20 protein-coding genes are annotated in these 20108 nt (G+C 63.8%); 8 read left to right on the top strand and 12 right to left on the bottom strand.

Features of this window, described 5'->3' with window-relative positions:
- Positions 1–180: 180 nt before the first annotated feature.
- Together V1288_RS13795 and V1288_RS13790 are read left to right on the top strand one after the other, a co-directional pair.
- Positions 181–1320 (top strand): FAD-dependent monooxygenase, encoded by a 1140-nt coding sequence (locus V1288_RS13795; RefSeq protein WP_334357550.1) that lies wholly within the window; start codon positions 181–183, stop codon positions 1318–1320.
- A complete protein-coding gene (locus tag V1288_RS13790; RefSeq protein ID WP_334357549.1) occupies positions 1317–2930 on the top strand; it encodes a benzoate-CoA ligase family protein in 1614 nt (537 codons plus the stop codon). Before V1288_RS13795 ends, V1288_RS13790 begins: the two co-directional genes overlap by 4 nt.
- Positions 2931–3113: 183 nt before the next feature.
- Here V1288_RS13790 and V1288_RS13785 read toward each other — a convergent pair whose 3' ends face one another.
- Together V1288_RS13785 and maiA are read right to left on the bottom strand one after the other, a co-directional pair.
- A complete protein-coding gene (locus V1288_RS13785; protein ID WP_334357548.1) occupies positions 3114–3623 on the bottom strand; it encodes a MarR family winged helix-turn-helix transcriptional regulator in 510 nt (169 codons plus the stop codon).
- Positions 3613–4245 (bottom strand): maleylacetoacetate isomerase, encoded by a 633-nt coding sequence (gene maiA / locus V1288_RS13780; protein WP_334357547.1) that lies wholly within the window; start codon positions 4243–4245, stop codon positions 3613–3615. Before maiA ends, V1288_RS13785 begins: the two co-directional genes overlap by 11 nt.
- A 112-nt stretch (positions 4246–4357) precedes the next feature.
- On the opposite strand from maiA, the gene gtdA reads away from it, so the two are divergent.
- Complete coding sequence (gene gtdA, locus V1288_RS13775; RefSeq protein ID WP_334361305.1) at positions 4358–5398, top strand: gentisate 1,2-dioxygenase; 1041 nt, start codon at positions 4358–4360, stop codon at positions 5396–5398.
- Between the two features lie 104 nt (positions 5399–5502).
- Here the strand turns inward: gtdA and V1288_RS13770 are convergent, their stop codons facing one another.
- From V1288_RS13770 to V1288_RS13755, 4 genes are all read right to left on the bottom strand, one after another.
- Positions 5503–6330 (bottom strand): ABC transporter permease, encoded by an 828-nt coding sequence (locus V1288_RS13770; RefSeq protein ID WP_334357546.1) that lies wholly within the window; start codon positions 6328–6330, stop codon positions 5503–5505.
- The gene (locus V1288_RS13765) at positions 6323–7096 is read right to left on the bottom strand and encodes an ABC transporter ATP-binding protein (protein WP_334357545.1); all 774 of its coding nucleotides are present in this window, start codon (positions 7094–7096) and stop codon (positions 6323–6325) included. The genes V1288_RS13770 and V1288_RS13765 overlap by 8 nt, the downstream gene beginning before the upstream one ends.
- A 128-nt stretch (positions 7097–7224) precedes the next feature.
- On the bottom strand, positions 7225–8229 hold the full coding sequence (locus V1288_RS13760) for an ABC transporter substrate-binding protein (protein WP_334357544.1): 1005 nt from the start codon (positions 8227–8229) through the stop codon (positions 7225–7227).
- A 21-nt stretch (positions 8230–8250) separates the two neighbouring features.
- Positions 8251–9615, bottom strand: coding sequence for an FAD-dependent oxidoreductase (locus V1288_RS13755; protein ID WP_334357543.1), 1365 nt, complete (start codon positions 9613–9615; stop codon positions 8251–8253).
- A 110-nt stretch (positions 9616–9725) separates the two neighbouring features.
- Here V1288_RS13755 and V1288_RS13750 point away from each other — a divergent pair, with 110 nt between their 5' ends.
- Complete coding sequence (locus V1288_RS13750; protein ID WP_334357542.1) at positions 9726–10610, top strand: LysR family transcriptional regulator; 885 nt, start codon at positions 9726–9728, stop codon at positions 10608–10610.
- Between the two features lie 13 nt (positions 10611–10623).
- Here V1288_RS13750 and V1288_RS13745 read toward each other — a convergent pair whose 3' ends face one another.
- From V1288_RS13745 to V1288_RS13735, 3 genes are all read right to left on the bottom strand, one after another.
- On the bottom strand, positions 10624–11457 hold the full coding sequence (locus V1288_RS13745; protein ID WP_334357541.1) for an aspartate dehydrogenase: 834 nt from the start codon (positions 11455–11457) through the stop codon (positions 10624–10626).
- A 22-nt stretch (positions 11458–11479) separates the two neighbouring features.
- Positions 11480–12277 (bottom strand): enoyl-CoA hydratase-related protein, encoded by a 798-nt coding sequence (locus tag V1288_RS13740; RefSeq protein ID WP_334357540.1) that lies wholly within the window; start codon positions 12275–12277, stop codon positions 11480–11482.
- A 76-nt stretch (positions 12278–12353) separates the two neighbouring features.
- On the bottom strand, positions 12354–13454 hold the full coding sequence (locus V1288_RS13735; RefSeq protein ID WP_334357539.1) for a Spy/CpxP family protein refolding chaperone: 1101 nt from the start codon (positions 13452–13454) through the stop codon (positions 12354–12356).
- A gap of 24 nt (positions 13455–13478) precedes the next feature.
- On the opposite strand from V1288_RS13735, the gene V1288_RS13730 reads away from it, so the two are divergent.
- Together V1288_RS13730 and V1288_RS13725 are read left to right on the top strand one after the other, a co-directional pair.
- Complete coding sequence (locus tag V1288_RS13730; protein ID WP_334357538.1) at positions 13479–13703, top strand: hypothetical protein; 225 nt, start codon at positions 13479–13481, stop codon at positions 13701–13703.
- Between the two features lie 205 nt (positions 13704–13908).
- On the top strand, positions 13909–14883 hold the full coding sequence (locus tag V1288_RS13725; RefSeq protein WP_334357537.1) for a ketopantoate reductase family protein: 975 nt from the start codon (positions 13909–13911) through the stop codon (positions 14881–14883).
- 24 nt (positions 14884–14907) lie between these two features.
- Here V1288_RS13725 and bioB read toward each other — a convergent pair whose 3' ends face one another.
- Entirely contained in the window at positions 14908–15861 is a 954-nt protein-coding gene (gene bioB, locus V1288_RS13720; RefSeq protein ID WP_334357536.1) for a biotin synthase BioB, read from the bottom strand.
- A gap of 206 nt (positions 15862–16067) precedes the next feature.
- Between bioB and V1288_RS13715 the strand changes: the two genes are divergently transcribed.
- A complete protein-coding gene (locus V1288_RS13715; RefSeq protein WP_334357535.1) occupies positions 16068–16850 on the top strand; it encodes an SDR family oxidoreductase in 783 nt (260 codons plus the stop codon).
- On the opposite strand, the gene V1288_RS13710 is transcribed toward V1288_RS13715, so the two are convergent.
- On the bottom strand, positions 16842–17576 hold the full coding sequence (locus V1288_RS13710; protein WP_334357534.1) for an aspartate/glutamate racemase family protein: 735 nt from the start codon (positions 17574–17576) through the stop codon (positions 16842–16844). The two genes, V1288_RS13715 and V1288_RS13710, sit on opposite strands and share 9 nt — an antisense overlap.
- Before the next feature lie 378 nt (positions 17577–17954).
- Between V1288_RS13710 and V1288_RS13705 the strand changes: the two genes are divergently transcribed.
- Entirely contained in the window at positions 17955–19205 is a 1251-nt protein-coding gene (locus V1288_RS13705; RefSeq protein WP_334361279.1) for an IS4 family transposase, read from the top strand.
- Positions 19206–19242: 37 nt separating this feature from the next.
- Here V1288_RS13705 and V1288_RS13700 read toward each other — a convergent pair whose 3' ends face one another.
- Positions 19243–19926, bottom strand: coding sequence for an alpha/beta hydrolase family protein (locus tag V1288_RS13700; protein WP_334357533.1), 684 nt, complete (start codon positions 19924–19926; stop codon positions 19243–19245).
- Positions 19927–20108: the final 182 nt, after the last annotated feature.

Genomic DNA, 20108 nt, shown 5'->3' with positions numbered 1-20108 from the left:
GCCGAAGGCAACGTCAAGCCGGACCTGCCGCAGAGCGGACAATCGTTCGCGGACAGAACCGGCGGAGCTGAAACAGGCCGTTGGCGCCCGCTCTCTAATAATTTTTCTGTAGCGCAAATTTCCGGCGCGGATTAGTCTCCGACCCAAATTAATCAGTATACTGTCGATTGGGAGGGAGACGTGCGTATCGCCGTCATCGGCGGAGGCCCCGGCGGTCTCTACTTCGCCTATCTCTGGAAGCGGCGTCATCCGGAGGCGCGTATCGATCTGTTCGAACAGAACCCCGAAGGCGCGACCTGGGGATTTGGCGTGGTGTTCTCCGAACAGGCGCTGGAATTTCTGCGCGCCGACGATCCCGAGACCGTTGATGCCATCACGCCCCGGATGGAGAGCTGGAAGAACATCACGCTCAATTTGCGTGGGCAAAGCGTCGAAATCGACGGCATCGGCTTCTCCTCGATCGGCCGGCTCGAACTCTTGACCATCCTGCAGCAGCGCGTGCGCGCAGCAGGAATCGCGGCGCGATACAGCACCACGATCCAGTCATTGGACGAGCTCGGCGGATACGACCTGATCGTCGCCGCCGACGGGCTGAACTCGCTGGTGCGCCGTGGCTTTGAGAAGGAATTCGGCGCCTCGGTTTCGCACTCGACCAACAAATTCGCCTGGTATGGCACGGCCAAGCGTTTTGCTACGCTGTCGCAGACTTTCGTGAAGACCGGTCTCGGATCATTCAACGCCCACCATTATCGCTATTCGCCCTCCATGAGCACGTTCCTGGTCGAATGCGATGCGGCGACCTGGCAGGCCTACGGTTTCGAGGACAAGACGATCGAGCAGTCGCAGGCGATCTGCGAGGAGATATTCGCAGGCACCCTCGACGGCCATGCGCTGGTCTCGAACAAATCGGTGTGGCGCAATTTTCCCTGGATCTGGAACGAGAACTGGTCGCACGGCAACATGGTGCTGATCGGCGACGCCCTGCATACCGCGCATTTCTCGATCGGCTCGGGCACCCGGCTCGCGATCGAAGACGCGATCGCGCTGACCAAGGCGCTAGAGGCGGAGAACGATATCACTGCGGCCCTCGCCCGTTACCAGGCCGAGCGCAAGCCGATCGTGCAGAAGCTGGTCACGGCGGCGCGCACCAGCGCGGACTGGTACGAACATTTCCCCGAACACATGAAGCTCGACCTGATGGATTTTGCCTACAGTTATATCACCCGCTCCGGGCGGATCGCCGACGCGCGGCTGCGCGCGATGTCGCCGGAATTCATGGCGCGCTACGAGGCGAAAAAGAACATCGGGAGCCAGGCATGACGTCGCAAATTTTCGATTTGGTCCCGCGCGACAATCCGGGCGCGCGCGAGATCGGCTTTTCGATTCCGGAAAATTATAACGCCGGCCGCATCCTGTTCGACAATCTCAGCCATGGCCGCGGCGACCGGCTGGCGCTGACCGGCCCCGGCGGCGCGCGCACTTACGCAGAGCTCTGCGCCGAGGCTTCGCAATGGGGGCACGGCTTTCAGTCGCTGGGCCTGAAGCGCGGCGACCGCATCCTGATGTTCCTCGACGATACGGCGGTCTATCCTGCGGCGTTTTTCGGCGCGGTGCGGTCAGGCTTCGTGCCGTTGTTGATCAACACGCTGACGCCGCCGGATTTGCTGCAGTTCTACCTTTCGGACGCCGGTGCGGCGGTCGCGGTCGCGGAGGCCGAATTTGCGCCGCGGTTCAATGCGGAGGCCTGCAAGGACACGCCGCTGCAGACGCTGATCGTGGTCAATGGCGCAGCGGGCGAACACGCCGTGTCGAAAGCCTTGGTTGCGCAGCAATGGCTGCAAGGCTTTCCGACCGATGTGCCGGAAGCCGACACCAAGCGCGACGACATGGCGTTCTGGATGTACTCATCCGGCTCGACCGGCCGCCCCAAGGGCATCGTGCACTTGCAGCACGACATGGCCTATAGCGAACAGGCGTTTGCGCGCAACGTGCTCAAGCTTACACCCGATGACATCTGTTTCTCGGTGCCGAAGATTTTCTTCGCCTACGGCTTTGGCAACGCCATCACCTTCCCGTTCTCGGTCGGCGCGGCGACGCTGCTGCTGCCGGGCCAGCCGAAGCCGGCAACGATCTTCGAGGCGATCGGAAAATACCGGCCGTCGGTGTTCTACGGATTGCCCACGCTCTACACCTCACTGACCAAGGCCGAGGGTGCGGCGGCGACGGACTTCTCTTCGCTCCGAATGGCGCTGTCGGCCGCCGAGGTGCTGTCGGCTGACGTCTTCAACGGCTGGAAGGCGCTGACGGGGCTCGAGATCATTGAGGGGCTCGGCTCGACGGAAGCCCTGCACATTTATCTTTCCAACCGCCCCGAGAGGAAGAAGCTCGGCGCGGCGGGCCTGCGCGTGCCCGGCTACGAAATCCTGTTGAAGGACAAGGATGGGCGCGAGGTCGGCGACAATGAGGAAGGCATTTTGTGGGTGCGCGGCGATTCCAACACGCCGCTGTACTGGAACCGGCCGGACAAATCGGCGGAAACCATCCGTGAAGGGGGATGGATCTACACCGGCGACCGTTTCTTGCGCGATGCCGACGGTTTCCATTTCTTCCGCGGTCGCGCCGACGATTTGGTCAAGATATCCGGCCAGTGGGTCTACCCGCTCGAGGTCGAACTGTGCCTCGCCGAACACCCCGACATCAGGGAATGCGCGGTTTTCGCCGCTGAACTGCCGGATCGGCGCATGACACTGAAGGCGGTGGTGGTGATGAACAAGGGTGAGTTCGATCCGAACAAAGCCACGAAGAAGCTGCAGGACTACGTCAAGGAAAAATTGCTGCCCTACAAATATCCGCGCGAGATCAGGTTTATCGGGGAATTGCCGAAGACCGGAACGGGCAAGATCGACCGCCAGGCGTTGATGAAGATGTAGCGGGCTGCTTCAACAGATTCGGTGTCGTCCCTGCGAATGCAGGAACCCATAGCCACGGCTGTCAATTGCGGCCTTGGGCTGCAGCCACGGCCCGCCTAATTCAGATATTTGTGGTTATGGGTCCCGGCTCAGGGCCGGGACGACAGCGGAGTTTTTGACGCCAACTTCCCGTCTCCACGCCCCTCACCCCGCCTTCCCCAGATGCTCCAGCGCGTCTTCGGCGCGCAGCGGAACGCGCGAGGCCTCGTTGTTGAGATCGACGAGTTGCGTCAGCAGCGCCAGCAGGGTCTTGCGGTCGGCCGGTTTCAGCGGCTGCAACATTCGCGCCTGCGCGCGTTCCACCGACGGCATGATGTCGCGGAGCACGGCGGCACCTGATTTGGTCAGATGGAGCTGCTTGACGCGCTTGTCCTCCCGCGAGGGCTTGCGCTCGATCAGCGCCTTGCTCTCCAGCCGCTCGATCACGTTGCCCAGCGTGGAGCGGTCGAATGCGATCACCGCCGACAGCCGCGTGGCATCGATGCCGGGATGGGTGTGGATCGCCACCAGCGCGGCATATTGCACCGGCGTCAGGTCGAACGCGTTACACTCTTCGACAAAGATCGAGACCGCGATCTGCTGCATCCGGCGAAACAGGTAGCCGGGCGCGGTATAGACCGCATCCATGGTGATGGGTGAGGGCTTACTCGGCATCGGCTTGCTTGTCCGGCGCGGCATCGGCGAACGCTTTCATTTCCCTGGCCGCGGCTTCTGCCTTCAGCAAACGCGGATAGGCCGAAACATCAACGCCAAAGCGCCGCGCGTTCCCGAGCTGCGGGATCAGGCAAAGGTCGGCAAGGGTAGGCTTGTCGCCGAAGCAGAACGGCCCGGCTTCGCCCGCGACCAGCGTTTCGCAGGCGGACAATCCCTCGCGATTGACCCAGGCCGCCCACTCCGTCACCTTCTCCTCGGGCAGGCCGAGCTGGCGCAGGCGCGCCAGAACCTTGAGGTTTTGCACCGGATGCGTATCGCAGGCGAGCGCCATGGCGAACGCGCGCACCTTGGCGCGGCGCAGCGGATCCTTTGGCAATAACGGTGGATTGGGATGGGTCTCGTCCAGCCATTCGATGATGGCGAGCGATTGGGTCAGCACGCCACCCGTGCCGTCTTCCAGCGTCGGCACCAGCCCCTGCGGGTTGATGGCGAGATAGGCGGGCGCAATTTGTTCGCCCTTGCGAAGATGATGCGGCAGGTGCTCCGCCGTCAGTCCCTTGAGGTTGAGCGCGATCCTGACCCGATACGCCGCGCTGCTGCGGAAATAGCCATGCAGCTTCATCGGAACCTCCCTCGGATTTTATCGTTTGCCTCGCGGCCTGTCATTGACGCTACCCACATTGTAAGTATACTGTCAATCCGTAGACGATACAAAAATGATGGGAGGCTTGGCGATGGAAGCCGTGCAGAAGACGCCGGAACGCGAAGCGTTCTACAAGAAGATCGACGGCGAAAATCTCTCCGCATTGTGGAACGTGCTGGGCGATCTTGTCACGCCGGAGCCGCGAAGCGCCTGCCGGCCGCATCTGTGGAAGTTCGATTCCATCCGCGAATACATGACCGAAGCCGGCAAGCTGATCACCGCCAAGGAAGCCGAGCGGCGGGTGCTGGTGCTGGAGAATCCCGGCCTGCGCGGCCAGTCGAAGGTCACGACATCGCTGTTTGCCGGCGTGCAGATGGTGGTCCCGGGCGACGTCGCCCCGGCTCACCGGCACAGCCAGTCGGCGCTGCGCTTCGTGCTCGAAGGCAAGGGCGCCCATACCACCGTCGACGGCGAGCGCACCGCGATGGAGCCCGGTGATTTCGTCATCACACCGTCGATGACCTGGCACGATCATTCCAACGAAACATCCGAGCCGATGTTCTGGCTCGACGGGCTCGACATCCCGATGGTGCAGTTCTTCGATGCGTCCTTTGCCGAAGGCTCGAACGAGGACCAGCAGAAGATCTCAAAACCCGCCGGCGACAGCTTTGCCCGCTACGGCCACAATTTGCTGCCGGTCGACGAGAAGCGCAAATCCAAGACCTCGCCGATCTTCAACTATCCCTATCATCATACGCGCGAGGCGCTGGAGCTGGCCAAGACGCGCAATGAATGGGACGCCTGCCACGGCCTGAAGCTGAAATTCTCCAATCCTGAGACCGGCGATTTCGCGATGCCGACGATCGGCACCTTCATTCAGTTGCTGCCCAAGGGCTTCAAGACCGCGCGCTACCGCGCGACCGACGCCACGGTATTTGCCGCGATCGAGGGCAAGGGCCGCACTCGGATCGGCGATCAGACGTTCGAGTGGGGCGCGCGCGACTTGTTCGTGGTGCCGAGCTGGCACTGGGTCACGCACGAGGCCGACACCGACGCGGTGCTGTTCTCGTTCTCGGACCGTCCGGTGCAGCAGAAGCTCGACCTGTTCCGCGAGGACCGCGGGAACGCGTGAGTGAGAGAGCCGTCATTCCGGGGCGATGCATAGCATCGAACCCGGAATCTCGAGATTCCGGGTCTGGTCCTTCGGACCATCCCGTAATGACGGCATCAGTCTCCTCACCGCCAGTGCAGCAGCCTTGCTTCCAGCACGTTGATCGCCTTCCCCACCGCCAGTCCGAACAGCGACAGGATGACGACCCCGGCCAATAGCTGATCAGTCTGCATCAGATTGCCGGCCTGCAGCACGAAGGCACCGATGCCGAACTGGGCGCCGATCATTTCCGCGCTGACGACGAGCAGCAGCGCGACTGAGGCCGTGATGCGAAAGCCCGCGAGGATCGAGGGCAGCGCGCCCGGCCAGATCACCCGGCGGACGATGGCGTGGAACGGCACGTTAAAACTCTGCGCCATCCGGATCAGATTGCGCGGCACCGTATCGACGCCGCTATAGACCGAGATGGCGGTGGAGAAGAACACGCCGAGCGCAATGGTCGCAATCTTCGGCTCTTCACCGATCCCGAGCCAGAGGATCAACAGCGGCAGCAGCGCGATTTTCGGTATCGGAAACAGCGCCGAGATGAAGGTGATGCCGACGCCGCGCGCCAGCGTCGACAGCCCGATCGCAAAACCGACGATCACGCCGGCCACGGTGCCGAGCAGCCAGCCGCTGCCGATCCGAACGACCGAAGCCGATACATGCTGCCAGAGCGCACCAGATATCGCGAGCTTGTAGATCGCAACCGCAATGGCCGATGGCGCCGGCAGGAACAGCGGATTGACCCAGCCGGCGCTGCCGGCGAGCTGCCAGAGCGCAATCACCAGCGCCAGCGCAACCCAGCCCGAAGCGCGCCCACCGCCCGGCACGAAGCCCGCGCCGCGGAAGACGACCGGCCGCGATACCCTCTCTTCCTGTTGTTTATCCTGCGACGGTGCGCGCTCAAGCATGCTGGACCTCGCGCTCGGCATCAATCGCCTCCTCGCGGATCAGCGACCACAAATCGTTCTGCAGCGCCAGCAACTTGCCGCGCGCATCGATCGCACCGCGCTCGGCGCGCGTCATCGGGATTTCGACGATCTCCCTGACGCGTCCCGGACGACGCGACAGCACCACGATGCGGTCGGCAAGCCGCACCGCTTCCTCGAGATTATGCGTGACATAGACCGCGCCCATTGTCCCGTCGGCCAGGAGGCGGATGAAATCCTCCATCAGCAATTCGCGGGTCTGCGAATCCAGCGCCGACAGCGGCTCGTCCATCAAAAGGATCGCAGGCCGCACCGCGAGCGCGCGGGCAATGCCGACGCGCTGGCGCATGCCGCCCGACAATTGCTTTGGATAGGCGCCGCGGAAATCGGACAAGCCCGTCCGGCGCAGCGCGTCATCGACGACGGCGCGGCGCGTGGCGGCGTCGAGTGCGGCATGGACCAGCGGAAACTCCACGTTCGCTTCCACCGTGCACCAGGGCAGCAGCGCAAAATCCTGGAACACGAAGGTCAGCGGATTGAGGCTGTCGGCCGGCGGTGCGCCGCGCAGCTCTGCCCCTCCCTCGCTCGGGCGCAGCAGCCCGCCGAGGATCGACAGCAGCGTGCTCTTACCGCAGCCGGAGGGACCGACGATCGCGACCACCTCGCCGGAGGCAACCGTGAACGACACCTTGTCGAGCACGTCGAGGCCGCCGAAGCGGTGGCTGATTTGATCGGCGATCAGGTCCATCAGGTTTCTCGTCTCAAGAACTCGTCTTAGGTCGTCATGCCCGGGCTTGTCCCGGGCATCCACGTCTTTACGGTCCAACAGCCACAAAGACGTGGATGGCCGGGTCAAGCCCGGCCATGACGGAGAACTCAATCCGCCTTGACATATTCCTTCGCGATGATCGCGTCCGCTGCAAACCCCTTGTCGACAAAACCCTGCTCCTGCAGCCACGCGATCTGGTTGTCGACGTTCTTGACGTCGAGCTTGCCGTCGGGGTCGATATAGGCGCAATTGCCGACCACCTGCTCGACCGGCAGATTGGTGTACTTGGCGACGATTTCCAGCAACGGCTTTGTCTTGTCGTTGATGTCGGCCTTGCCGTCCTTCACCGATGCCAGGATCACGTCGTGATATTCGCGGTCGGCGCGCAGCAATGCGGCGAGAAGCTTGGTCACCATCGCCTTGTTGGTCAGCGTCTTCGGCGCGGCGAACACGGCTCCCAACTGCCACGGCGTCTCGTCGCCGACCCAGCCGAGGAACTTTGCTCCGCCGGAATCCACCAGCGCCCGCGCGGTCGAGATCGGCAGCAGTGCGGCATCGACGGTTTCGCCCTTCAGCGCCGCCGCGGCATTCGATAACGATTGCAGCGGCAGCACCTTCACGTCCGCAAGCTTGAAGCCGTATTTGTCGGCGAGCAGCCCCAGCGAATAATGAAAGCTGGAGCCGACCTGCGTCACCGCGATGCGCTTGCCCGCAAGGTCCTTCGGCGTCTTCAGCCCCGCCGCATAGGCGTTATTGCTGGCGAAGTAGCCGATCAGGGGATAGCCGGCCTTCTCGCGGCTCATGCCGCCGATCACCTTCAATGTGCCCTTGCCGGCGAGGTTGTAGAGGCCGGCGGTAAACGCCGTGATGCCGAAATCGACATCGCCCGAGGTCGTCGCCACCGCGATCGGCTGCGCCGCGTCGAAGAATTTCAGTTCGATATCGAGGCCTGCCTCGCGGAAATAGCCCTTGTCCTGCGCAATGAACACCGGCGCCGACGACGACAGCCTGAGCACGCCGATCTTGGCCTTTTGCGCGTCATCGGCCCGTGCGATCCCGCTTGCCGCAATGGCCAACAGACCCGCCAGCGCGAGCCGTGCAAACTTCGTCATCCGGTCTCCTCCGTAACCCTTTTATAGCCCCTCGGGCACGCTCTGGTCCCGCCCGATGAACGCGCCCTGTTGTTTCAGGCTTTGTTGCAACTTTTCAACCGCAATGTCGCGTGGAATCGTATTGCCCGACAGCGCCAGTGCCGCCGCGGAGCCTGCCGCCTCCCCCATCGCAAAGCAGGCGCCGGAGACCCGCGCTGCCGACTGGCCCTCATGGGTCATCGAGGCGCAGCGCCCGGCCATCAGGAGATTGTCTATGCCTTCGGGCACCAGCATGCGATACGGCAATTCGTTGAAGCCGCGGGATTCCGGGATCGGCGGAAACGTGAACGTCACATCGCCCGCGACATGCTGTTCCATCGGCCAGCCATTGACGCCGATGGAATCCTCAAACGAGGCGCAGCCGAGCACGTCCTCGCCCGACAGCATGTAGCCGCCAATCACGCGCCGTGTCTCGCGGATGCCGAGCTGCGGCGGCAAATCGACAATGTAGGATTTTTCGAAGCCGGGCACCGTGCGCAGGAATTCGAACGCCTGGAGAGCCTGCCGCCGTCCCTCGATTTCGCCGCGCGTCATCTGGTCGGGGTCGATCCCGCTGACGGCTCTGCCGTCCTCGCGCGCAAGCTGAGTAAAATTCACCCGCCATTCGATCGCCGAGCGCTGCGGCCGCACGATTGCGGTCTTGCGCGGAAACCGATGCGTGCCCGCCGCTTCCGCCTTTTCCATCAGCGCCGGAATGGTCCGCCACGCTTCTCCCGCCTTCTCCGGATCAATGCCGTTGAGGCGAAACATCATCGAGGGGTAGAGCATGCCGCCGGCATTGTCGCCGACCTCAAACGGCGCCCCCGCCCAAGCCGCCAGATCGCCATCGCCCGAGCAATCGATGAAGATGCCGGCGCGCACCGCCTGACGCCCGGCCTTGGTCTCCACCACCAGTGCATGGATGCGCTTCTCATCATCCATCACCACGCCGGCGCCCAGCGCATGGAAGAGAATGTCGACCTTGTGCGCGGCGAGCAAATCATCCGCCGCGATCTTGTAGGCCGCGGTGTCGTAGGCCTGCGCAAAAATCTTGCCGAGGATCAGATGCGGCGTGTTGAGCCCATCGAGCCGGTCGATGCGCGCGAGCAGGTCGGAGGCGATGCCCTGCACCACCCGATGCATCTCGCCATGGACGTTGGCGTGCAGCCCGCAGAAATTCGTCACCCCCGCGGCCGTGCCCATGCCGCCGAGAAAGCCGTAGCGCTCGATCAGCAGCGTACGGCGGCCTGCGCGCGCGGCAGCAACCGCAGCGGCGATGCCCGCGGGCCCGCCACCGAGGACGACGACTTCATATTCGCCGTACAGCGGAATCTGGCGAGCGGGTTCTTCAATCGTTTTTGCCGACACGGCAGCGATCCCATCCCTGATGATTTTGTTTCGTGGGACTATGAATTAACGCGAAACGGACTACAATCGGGCAAATTACACGATCAGCTTTCTCGAATCGAGAAAAGTGGATGGATACGCTCGTCAATCTCCAGGCCTTTTTGGCGACCGCCGACGCCGCCGGCTTCTCGGCGGCCGCCCGCAAGCTGAAGGTCTCGACGTCGGTCGTGGCCAAGCGCGTCACCCAGCTCGAAGATCAGATCGGCATCGCGCTGTTTCATCGGTCGACCCGTCAATTGCGGTTGACCGAAGCCGGCCAGCAATATGTGCACCGCGCGCGCAGCGTGGTGGCTGACGTCGGCGATCTTCTGTCGCGCATGGGCGAAAAGGACCATGACCTGATCGATCACCTGCGCATCAAGGCGCCGACATCGCTGACCATCGCCCGGCTGGCCGATGTGTTCAGCGCCTTCCAGACGGAAAATCCGCGGCTGAAACTGGAAGTCGTGCTGATCGACCGGCCGGTCGATCCGGTCACGGAAGGTTTTGACGTTGCGATCGGCGCATTTCCGCACTCGTTCGGCGGTGTCGTCGATGAGCCCTTGTGCGCGCTCAAGCGCCTGCTGTGCGCAGCGCCCGCCTATCTCAAATCACACGGCACACCGCGGCACCCGCGCGATCTGGTCGAACACCGCTGCCTGAGCTTTCTTCCGACCGGACCCGAGTGGATATTCGACGGCCCGCGCGGCCGCATCACCATTCAGGTACGCCCGCTGTTGAATTCGAACGAGGGTCACGTACTGGTGAAAAGCGCGATCGCCGGAAACGGCATTGCTTTCATTTCGCATTATCTTGCAGCGGACGCGCTGCGCGACGGGTCGCTGCAGGCCGTGCTGCCCGAATTCCCGATCCCCGATTTGTGGGTCAAGGCAACGATTCCCGAGCGGCGCGTCAACGCAGCCGCCGTGCAGGCGCTGCTTCAGCAATTGAAACGCGCGCTCTCGCCGACGCTGTAGAGCGCATAAGGGCTCAAGTCCCGACCTGCAGCGGCGAAGTCAGCTTGCGCAGCGCCGCGATCACCGAGAGCGCCGTGATGCGGCCGGTCTTCGGGTTCTCCGATGGGACGTTCTCGATCGACATTGTGAACGAGGCCGAGTCGGCCTCCACCCTGATCTGATGGCAGTTGCGCGTCACGGCCGGATCGGCCCAGATTTCGATCGTCGTGCGATCGGGGCCGATGCCCGCGAGCGACAGCGCCGCCACGACATTGACGTTGGCGGGAAACGCCGCGGCCGCGTCGCGCGCCGAGCCCCTGAACACACAGAGGGCAGATGTCAGCCCCTCCATGGAGATCCCGTTCTCGACGAGATAGGGCGCGCCGGCGAGACCGCGGGGCGGCTTGCGCGTGATCATCTGCACCGAATTGATGGTGCCCTCGGCGGCAGCCGATACCGCATCGAAGCCGATCAAGGCACCGGTCGGCACGATGATCTGGCCGCCATGCGCCCGGGCCAGATCGACGAGATCGGGACGGGGCAGCAGCGCACTGGCGCTCAGCACCATGACCTGCTTGCCGGCGCCCAGCATCGGCCGGCATATCTGGTCAAGAATCGCCGCCGGTGCGCACTCGACCACGAGATCGGCATGGTCAGGCAGTTCATCGAGCGGGACCAGCGGACAGGCGATGCCTTCGCGATCAAGCCACGCTTTCGCCTTCGCCTGGTCCCTTGCCACGATCGCCACGAGAGCAAGCCCCGGCAACCCCTGCGCCAGCTTGCGCGCCACGGTTTTGCCGATCTCCCCCAACCCGGCAACGGCGATGCGTTTGGAAGGCAAATCCGATACTCCTGCAAGAAACGTCATTGAGCGTGGCAGCGCCTAACGCCTATGCGTCGCTCCAATTCGCTGCCCGCTTCTCCGCAAACGACGCCAGCCCTTCCGACGCCTCCGTGGTCTGCCGCCTGTCCGAATGCATCTTGACCAGCCGCGCATAGGCCTCATCGTCCACGTCCATGCCGCCGAATGAGCTTTCCATGGCAAGCCGCTTGGTTTCCGCGAGCGCCTCGGGACCGTTGGCAAGCAGTTGCTCGACCACCTTGGCGCCCGCCGTCTCCAGCTCGGCCAGCGGCACCACCTCGTGCACCAGTCCAATGCGCCGCGCCTCCTCCGCGCCAAACCGTTCGCCGGTCAGCGCGTAGCGGCGCACTTGGCGGACGCCGATGGCATCGCAGAGTTGCGGGATGATGATCGCGGCGGTCAGCCCCCAGCGCACTTCGGTAATCGAGAACAGCGCGTTATCGGCGGCGACCACCACATCACACGCCGAGATCACGCCGGTGCCGCCGCCGAAGCAGCCGCCCTGCACCAGCGCCACCGTCGGGATCGGCAGCGTATTCAGCCGCTGCACGGCTTCGAACGTCGCGCGCGACACCGCCTCATTTTCTTCGGCCGATTTAGGCCGCACGCCGTTGATCCATTTCAGGTCGGCGCCGGCCTGGAAATGCTTGCCATTGCCCTTCAGCACCACGACGCGAAGGTTCGGCTTGCTGCCGAGTTCATCCATCGCCGCGAGCACGCCGTTGATGAGCCCGGCGTCATAGGCGTTGTTCACCTCGGGACGGTTCAACGTAACGGTCGCGACGCCGCGCGCGTCGAGATCCCACAAAACCGGATTGGCAGTCATTCAGCGGCCCCTTTATTCGGCATCTTGTTGGGCCGGACAATAGGCCGGGATCGCAGGTGTTGTCACCGCCGCCGATCTATCGGCGGCCGTACCGCTGCACTGCCCTGTCGGCAAGAGATGTCCGCCGCGGGCCGATCGCCTCGAACTGGGCCTTCTGCTCGTCGCTCAGTATCGCATAGAAATCATCGAGCGCGGTGCGCACGAGTTTGACCGATTCCAGCATGACGTCGAGTCGCTTGCCGACGGCGGCGAGCCGCACCGGCGGCGTGGCCGCTTCCTCGAGCCGGCACGAGGTGGCCAGCATGTCGGCCGCCTTGGTGCTGGCTTTCTGCAGGGCGGTGAGGCCGGTGCGTTGCGCATCGGTCGGATGCAGGCGCGCCTCGATCTCCTCGGCCGGCCATTGCAAGCTCGAGGATTGCGTGACGTCACAGGGCCGCGCAACCGACCTGTTGCGGCGCCGCTCGGTCTTCCTTTCCTGATCTTCAGCGATCACGTTCAGCCGCGCCTTCTGCTCGTCATTCAGTAGGCCGTAAAGCTTGTCCAGCGCCGGCTGCACGGTCGCGACGCCTGATATCATCGCCTCGATGCGCTGCTGCATCGAGGCGAGCCGGCCGGACGCCGTCAGCGCGATTGTGGTCGGGCACGCCGCCTTGATCTTCTGCGCCGACGCCACCGATGCATTGGCGAGATCGTCGAGCGCTGCGCGTTGCGCCTCGGTCGGCTCGATCGCCTGCGCGATCAGGTCGATCGGCAGGCCGGCGATGTCGCGGCTGTCCTCGCCGCATAACAGCGCCAGCCGGTCCGGTCCGGCGTCGCGAGAACCACGCGGCGGCAGGTAGCCCGCAAGCCCCTGATAGTCGTAGGGGCTGAACAGACCGGCATAAATGTCGTCGTAGCCGTAGTACCAGAACGGCGCGCCGACACGCGGTCCCCACAGCGCATAATCGTAGATATCGAAATAGGCGAACGGCCAGAACAGCGGCCCAACCCAGCCGTACCCGCCATTGCCGTGGCGCCACCAGCCGCCGCCTCTGGACCGTCCGTATTGCCACCCTGCGAGCGCCGCGCCCGCAGTAACGCTGGCCCGTACCGCGGGACGATGCAGCGCTGCGGTATGGCGATAGCTGCGGGCGAGTGCGCGCGAGTTCAGCGCGCGGCCACCGCCTGCGAAGTTCATGCGGTGGGTGGAGAATGAGCGGTGATGCGCCGCCCTGCCATGAAAATGGCCGCCGCCATGATGCCGGCCGCCGAAATGGTGGCCATGACCCCCGCCACGATGGCCGCCGCCATGATGACCGCCGCCATGATGACCGCCGCCGCGACCACCGCCGTGGCCGCCTCCATGACCACCTTTCGCGATCGCAAAGTCCGCCACCGACAGCATCGTTGCGAAGACAATGGCGGCAATTCCCATCGCGATCTTTGACATGGCACGTCCCATCATCGCCGCACGTCCCATTGTCGCTATGCCGCGAGCTTGACGGCACATGGATGAACGCCGACTGAACGGCAGGGTTCCCGGCGCCGCCAGGGCCGCACCCTCCGCAACCCGCCCTGTGCGGCGGACCGGTTGCGCCTGATCACGGCCTGTGAAAACTAGCAATGACCATCCCTCCGGCAGGACCTCTACCATGCGGATTTGCGTTTTCGGCGCGGGCGCCGTCGGCAGCCATTTTGCGGTGCGGCTCGCACTGGCGGGCCATGACGTGTCCTGCGTGATGCGGGGCGCGCATCTGGATGCCGTGAAAGCCAACGGGCTGACGCTGCGTGTTGGAAATGGCGAGTTCAAGGCGAAGGTGAGCGCATCGAGCGATCCGGCCACGCTGGGCCGTCAGGACGCCGTCATCTGCACGCTGAAGGCAACTAGCCTCTCCAGCCTCGCGGATGGGCTGCAGCCGCTGCTCGGCGAAGATACCGCCGTGGTGTTCGCACAGAACGGCATTCCCTGGTGGTACGATATCGGGCTTTCACCAGGGCATCCGCCAGTGCCGGATCTGGCCTTCCTCGATCCCGGCGGACGCCTGCGTGCAGCCATCCCAAAGCCGCTTATTGTCGGCGGCGTGGTGTTTTCGTCCAACGAAGTCGTCGCACCCGGCGTGGTCGCGAACCTTTCGCCCGACCGCAACCGGCTCCTGATCGGCGAATGCGACGACCGCCCAAGCGAGCGGGTCGCGAAACTGCGCGCGGCGCTGAACGAAGCTTCGATCGAGTCGGCCGAGGTCACGCAGATCCGGGAGACGATCTGGTCGAAACTGCTGACCAACATGTCGATGTCGGTGCTGTGCCTGTTGACCGGGCAGACCGCGCGCGCCGTGCGCGACGATCCTGATCTCGCCGACATCGTGCCGCACCTGCTCGACGAGGCCAACAGCGTGGCGCAGAGCTGTTTTCCCGAGGTCAAGCGCGTCGCGCGCTCCGGCCCCGCACCGGACCACAAGCCTTCACTCCTGCAGGATTACGAACTCGGCCGCGCCATGGAGATCGACGTGCTGGTCCGCGCGCCCGCCGCGTTCGCGCGCGCTGCCGGACTTGCGACGCCGATGCTCGACATGATGGCGGCCCTCGCGATCCGCCAGGCGCGCGACAAGCGCCTCTATCAGGGCTGAGGGGCGGGCCGTTTCCAAACCCGATCAGATCGCCTGCAGTCCCAGCCGCGCGAACAGTTTTCGGTCGGCCTCGTCCTCGGGATTGCCGGCCGTCAGCAAGGTGTCGCCGACGAAGATCGAATTCGCTCCCGCAAAGAAGCAGAGCGCCTGCATCTCGTCGGTCATGGCCGAGCGGCCCGCCGACAAGCGGACATATGATCTCGGCATCATGATGCGCGCCAGTGCAACGATCCGGACAAACTCGATCGGCGCGATCGGCGCCGCCTCGGCGAGCGGCGTGCCGGCGATCGGAATCAGCATGTTGATCGGAACGCTTTCCGGCGGCTCGGCCAGATTCGCAAGCGTCACCAGCATTTCGACGCGGTCGGCTTCTTCCTCGCCCATGCCGAGGATGCCGCCGCAGCACACTTTCATGCCGGATTGCCGGACATTCTCCAGCGTATCGAGACGATCGGAAAAATTGCGCGTCGAGGTCACCTGCGGGTAGTGGCGCGCCGACGTATCGATATTGTGGTTGTAGTAGTCGAGCCCCGCCGCGCTGAGGCGGTCGGACTGATCGCGGTCCAGCATTCCCAGCGTCATGCAGGTCTCGAGCCCGAGCGCTTTCACCGCGCCGATCATTTCAACGATGGCATCCATATCTCTCGGCTTCGGATTGCGCCATGCTGCGCCCATGCAGTAGCGCGTTGCGCCGCCGGCTTTGGCTTTGCGCGCCTCGGCGACGACCTTTTCGACCTCCATCAGCTTCGAGGCGGCAAGACCTGTCGAATGATGCGAGGACTGGCTGCAATAGCCGCAATCTTCCGGGCAGCCGCCGGTCTTGATATTGAGCAGCTTGCTGAGCTGCACGCGGTTGGGATCGAAATGCCGGCGATGAGTCGATTGTGCCTTGAACAAGAGATCGTTGAACGGCAGCCGGTAGAGCGACCAGGCCGCCTCGCTCGTCCACTCCACGGCATCCGCAAGCGGCGCCGTCATAGCCAACTCATCCCGCACTTCGAGCATCCTTCAATTCTCCCGATCCTGACTGCCCCGCCCGGTCGTCATCGCACGCTGGCGAAGCCGACGCCAGCGCCGCGCGCGTGCTGGTAAAAAATTGATCGCCGGCGCAAACCGGCGTTGACCGCGCAGCGGAGGTCGTATCACTCTCGCCCCACGTTCGAGAAAAAGAAACGGAACCGAACATGCACGTCAAAGGCAGGGTCTGTGTCATCACAGGTGCCGCGAGCGGCATCGGTGAAGCAGTGGCGCGCGCCTATGCGGAGGCCGGTGCGCGCGGCGTCGTCGTCGCCGACCTCAAGACCTCGCGCGACAGACTGGCGAAGGTGGCGGGCGACATCGACGGATTGCCGATCACGGCAGATGTCGGGCTGGAGGAAGACATCAAGGCGCTGATCGCCGCGGCCGAGGACAAGTATGGGCCGGTCGATGTGTTCTTTTCCAATGCCGGCCTCTCGCGCAAGGGACAGGAGACCGCCTCCGACGCCGATTGGGACGTGAGCTGGCGCGTGCACGTCATGAGCCATGTGTTCGCGGCGCGCGCGCTGGTGCCGGGCATGCTCGCGCGCGGCTCCGGCTATCTCCTCAACACCGCTTCCGCGGCGGGCCTGCTGGCGTCGCTGAACTCGATGCCTTATGGCGTGACGAAAAATGCTGCGGTAGCGCTCGCCGAGCATCTCGCCATTCAATATGGCGACCGCGGCATCCGCGTGTCCGTGCTGTGTCCGCAATCGGTGCAAACCGGCATGACGACGCCTGGCCCCAGCGCCGCGAGGGTCGACGGCGTGCTGCAGCCGCCGGAAGTGGCGCGCATGGTGATCGAGGCGATGGCGGAAGAGCGTTTTCTCATTTTGTCGCACCCGCAGGTCGCCGAATACATGCAGCGCAAGGCCTCCAACCGCGACCGCTGGCTCAGCGGCATGCGCCGGCTGCGCGACAAGATCTACGGCGCGCCGCAATCAGCTTGACGTCCTTGGCGCGAACGGCGCCAATATCCCGGTGTAGGCCTTCGCGCCAGGCGACGCGTACGACCCGCGGCGCGACGTCGCCAGCTTCAAGCCGGCCAGCGCCTCGGCCTGCTTCACCGCGGCCGCCACGCCGTCGACGACGGGAACGCCGAATTTCCGCGACAGTTTTTGCGCGAGATCGGCCATGCCTGCGCAGCCCAGCACGATCGCTTCCGCGCCCTTGTCGAGCGCGCGGGAAATCTCGGCTTCAAGCTTTGCTTCCGCGCCCGAGCCGGGCTTTTCGAGATCGAGCACTGCGACGTCGCAGGCGGTGACCTGCACCCTCTCGGCAAAACCATAGCGGCGCACGAGTTCCTCCAGCGGGACGATCGAGCGCGGCAGTGTGGTGACGATGGCGATGCGTTTTGCGATCTGACCTGCGGTCACCAGCGCCGCCTCGCAGATGCCGACCACCGGAAAACGCGCGGCGGTGCGTGCGGCGTCGAGGCCGGTGTCGTCGAAACATGCAACGATTGCCGCGTCGGCGTCCGGCGCATTCATCAGCGCCTGGATCAGGCCCGGCACCGCAAAGGCCTCGTCGTAGTAGCCCTCGATCGAGACCGGCCCCATCGCCGACGTCACTGCGGATATTTCGGTGCCAGGCGCGGCGACGGCGCGCGCCGCGGCGCCGATCGTTTCGGTCATCGAGGCAGTCGTGTTCGGATTGACGATCATGATTTTTGTCATGGGCGCATGGTAGCCGGGATGGGACGAAGCGCAACTCTCTCAGCGTCCCTGCGAACGCCCGGACCCATAACCACAAGACAAGTTGATTGGGCAAAGCGATTGCCACGGCGCCACACATAGCCGCCGCGGCGTATGGATCCCTGCGTTCGCACTAGGGTTTCTACACGTCTGGCGCGACAGATTGACTCGGTGAGTCATGATGTTATCCCGCCTTTGGGGTTTGTATGATTCTGTTTCTGACGCTTGATTCGAAGGAGCGTCGGAGATGCAGCACGAGCCGGATTTGTCACTGGGCGAGTTTGGCGACGTTCGCCTCGATAAAAGGGGGCGGCGTTTGTGCAGGCTATGCTTTGCACGCGCAGTGTCTGCTTGCGCCAGATGGCGCAGGGAGACTGGGCCGCGTACATGGCGTACTGGCGGTTCGTGAACAATCCGCAAGTCACGACCGATCGACTGATTGAAGGCTGGAGCAGGCAGACAGCGACCGTGGTCAACGGGCGTCATGTGCTGGCGATCCAGGGCACCAGCGAGATCAAGTTTCAGACGCGACAGGGATGTCGGCGTGGACTGGGCAAAGTCGGCAAAGGCAATGCCCGCGGCGTGTTGCTGCATGCCATGATGGCCGTCGATGCCGACAGCGGGGCCTGTCTCGGCCTCACGGGCGGCAAGGTGTGGACGCGCAGGGGCAAGGTTAAGACCCCTCACGACGAGCGGGAGTTGGCCAACAAGGAGTCGGCGCGCTGGGTTACGACGGCCGAACAGGGCTGCGAGGTTCTGGCTGCGGCGCGCATGATCACTGTCATCAATGATCGCGAGGGGGAGTTCTTTGCGCACTGGGCGTTGACGCCCGGCGGCAATGTCCACCTGCTGACGCGGGCCATGCATGATCATGCACTGGCCGACGGCAAAACACTTTATCAAGCGGTAGAGCGAGCCCGCTTCGGCGACAAGGCGGTAATCGATCTGCCGCAGCGGATGGATCGCCGCGGTCGCCAAGCCCATCTCTCGCTGCGCTTCGGAACCGTCGTGCTCAAGCGGCCGGCGCGACCCGGCGTGAAGGACCTGCCGGAGGGCGTCAAAGTCAGCTTCGTGGAAGTCGTCGAGTTGCACCCTCCGAAGGGGGCTGAGCCCGTTCATTGGCTGCTCTTGACCACTCATTCGATCGCCAATGCAACCGATGCCTGGCGGATCGTCTCCTGGTACAGGCAGCGCTGGATCATCGAACAGCTCTTTCGCTCGCTGAAGAACCAGGGTCTGCGTATCGAGGACAGTCAGCTCGAAAGCTCCGAGGCTCTAATCAAGCTCGTGGCAATCGCCACTAAAGCGGCATGTATCGTCATTCAACTCGTTCAGGCCCGCAATGGTGGTGAACAATTGTCGGTCAAATGTGCCTTCACGCCCGAAGAAACCGAAGCACTTGCCGCCATCAACAAAACCATGAAAGGCCGGACCGAGCTTCAGAGGAACCCACATCGCCCCCACACGCTTCAGTGGGCGGCATGGATCATCGCCAAGCTCGGCGGATGGACCGGCTACGCCTCGCATCGGCCACCCGGACCAATCACATTCCACAACGGAATGACTCGCTTCCAAACCATCGTCGCTGCCAGAGCCATCGAAAGCGTGTAGAAACCCTAGTGCGTTCGCAGGGACGACAGCAGAATGCCTAGTCTACGATGCCGTCAACCCACTTCGCGAACGCATCCAGCGCCTCTTCCATCACCGCGCGATCATTCCGTCCCGAACTCTTCAGCACATGGAAGGAATGATCGGCGCCATCAAGCAAATGCAGTGTCGCCCGCGATTCCAGGCCCTTCACGACAGGCTCGAGCAGATTCAATTCGGCCAGCGCGTCGCGCGTGCCCTGCAGGAACAGCATCGGGATTTTGATATCGGTGAGATGCCTGGCGCGGTCGCTGGATGGCTTTCCGGCCGGATGCAGCGGAAAACCGAGAAACGCCAGCCCGCGCACGCCGGGCAAAGGAGAAAGCGCTTGCGCCTGCGAGGTCATCCGCCCGCCGAACGATCGGCCACCCGCGATCAGCGGCAGCGAGGGGCAGCATCGTCCGGCTTCCGCCACGGCGGCGCGAACGGCGGCGTGCGCCACCGGCGGCACATCGGGCCGTTTGCTGCCTTTTTCCATATAGGGAAACTGATAGCGCAGCGTCGCAATGCCGCGCTGGCTGAGGCCGGCCGCAACCGTCTCCATCGACGCATGGGCCATGCCGACGCCGGCCCCGTGTGCGAACACGTAACATGCGCGCGTCTGCGGTGGCTGGATCAGCAGCGCGGAAACCGCTTCATCGGGGCCGGTCTCGATTCGGATCGATTGCGCCTCGGCGGCACTCATGTGATCTACCCAATATTCAACTGCATGATCGAGACTCTATACTGGAAACAGCCTGGCGAAAGCCGAACCGGCCGGAAACCTCCTGGTCCGGGAAATCGGATTTATGGACAGGTGTTTAGCGCACTATAAGATGGCATCATATTGAACCGCACGCCGAGGGTGATTCGCCTTCCGGCGTTTTT

The organism is Bradyrhizobium sp. AZCC 2176 (assembly GCF_036924645.1).
GTDB lineage: Bacteria > Pseudomonadota > Alphaproteobacteria > Rhizobiales > Xanthobacteraceae > Bradyrhizobium.
The sequence above is the reverse complement of the archived record's forward strand: the minus strand, read 5'-3'. Positions and strand labels throughout refer to the sequence as shown.

Bases quoted from the DNA above. Each gene is read 5' to 3' on its own strand.
- V1288_RS13750 (WP_334357542.1), top strand. From the start codon at position 9,726: ATGGATACGCTCGTCAATCTCCAGGCCTTTTTGGCGACCGCCGACGCC.
- V1288_RS13710 (WP_334357534.1), bottom strand. From the start codon at position 17,576: ATGACAAAAATCATGATCGTCAATCCGAACACGACTGCCTCGATGACC.
- V1288_RS13760 (WP_334357544.1), bottom strand. From the start codon at position 8,229: ATGACGAAGTTTGCACGGCTCGCGCTGGCGGGTCTGTTGGCCATTGCG.
- gtdA (WP_334361305.1), top strand. From the start codon at position 4,358: ATGGAAGCCGTGCAGAAGACGCCGGAACGCGAAGCGTTCTACAAGAAG.
- bioB (WP_334357536.1), bottom strand. From the start codon at position 15,861: ATGACGGCGCCGCTTGCGGATGCCGTGGAGTGGACGAGCGAGGCGGCC.
- V1288_RS13700 (WP_334357533.1), bottom strand. From the start codon at position 19,926: ATGAGTGCCGCCGAGGCGCAATCGATCCGAATCGAGACCGGCCCCGAT.
- V1288_RS13730 (WP_334357538.1), top strand. From the start codon at position 13,479: ATGCGCCGCCCTGCCATGAAAATGGCCGCCGCCATGATGCCGGCCGCC.
- V1288_RS13785 (WP_334357548.1), bottom strand. From the start codon at position 3,623: ATGCCGAGTAAGCCCTCACCCATCACCATGGATGCGGTCTATACCGCG.
- maiA (WP_334357547.1), bottom strand. From the start codon at position 4,245: ATGAAGCTGCATGGCTATTTCCGCAGCAGCGCGGCGTATCGGGTCAGG.
- V1288_RS13725 (WP_334357537.1), top strand. From the start codon at position 13,909: ATGCGGATTTGCGTTTTCGGCGCGGGCGCCGTCGGCAGCCATTTTGCG.
- V1288_RS13715 (WP_334357535.1), top strand. From the start codon at position 16,068: ATGCACGTCAAAGGCAGGGTCTGTGTCATCACAGGTGCCGCGAGCGGC.
- V1288_RS13765 (WP_334357545.1), bottom strand. From the start codon at position 7,096: ATGGACCTGATCGCCGATCAAATCAGCCACCGCTTCGGCGGCCTCGAC.
- V1288_RS13735 (WP_334357539.1), bottom strand. From the start codon at position 13,454: ATGAACTTCGCAGGCGGTGGCCGCGCGCTGAACTCGCGCGCACTCGCC.
- V1288_RS13705 (WP_334361279.1), top strand. From the start codon at position 17,955: ATGGCGCAGGGAGACTGGGCCGCGTACATGGCGTACTGGCGGTTCGTG.
- V1288_RS13770 (WP_334357546.1), bottom strand. From the start codon at position 6,330: ATGCTTGAGCGCGCACCGTCGCAGGATAAACAACAGGAAGAGAGGGTA.
- V1288_RS13745 (WP_334357541.1), bottom strand. From the start codon at position 11,457: ATGACGTTTCTTGCAGGAGTATCGGATTTGCCTTCCAAACGCATCGCC.
- V1288_RS13790 (WP_334357549.1), top strand. From the start codon at position 1,317: ATGACGTCGCAAATTTTCGATTTGGTCCCGCGCGACAATCCGGGCGCG.
- V1288_RS13740 (WP_334357540.1), bottom strand. From the start codon at position 12,277: ATGACTGCCAATCCGGTTTTGTGGGATCTCGACGCGCGCGGCGTCGCG.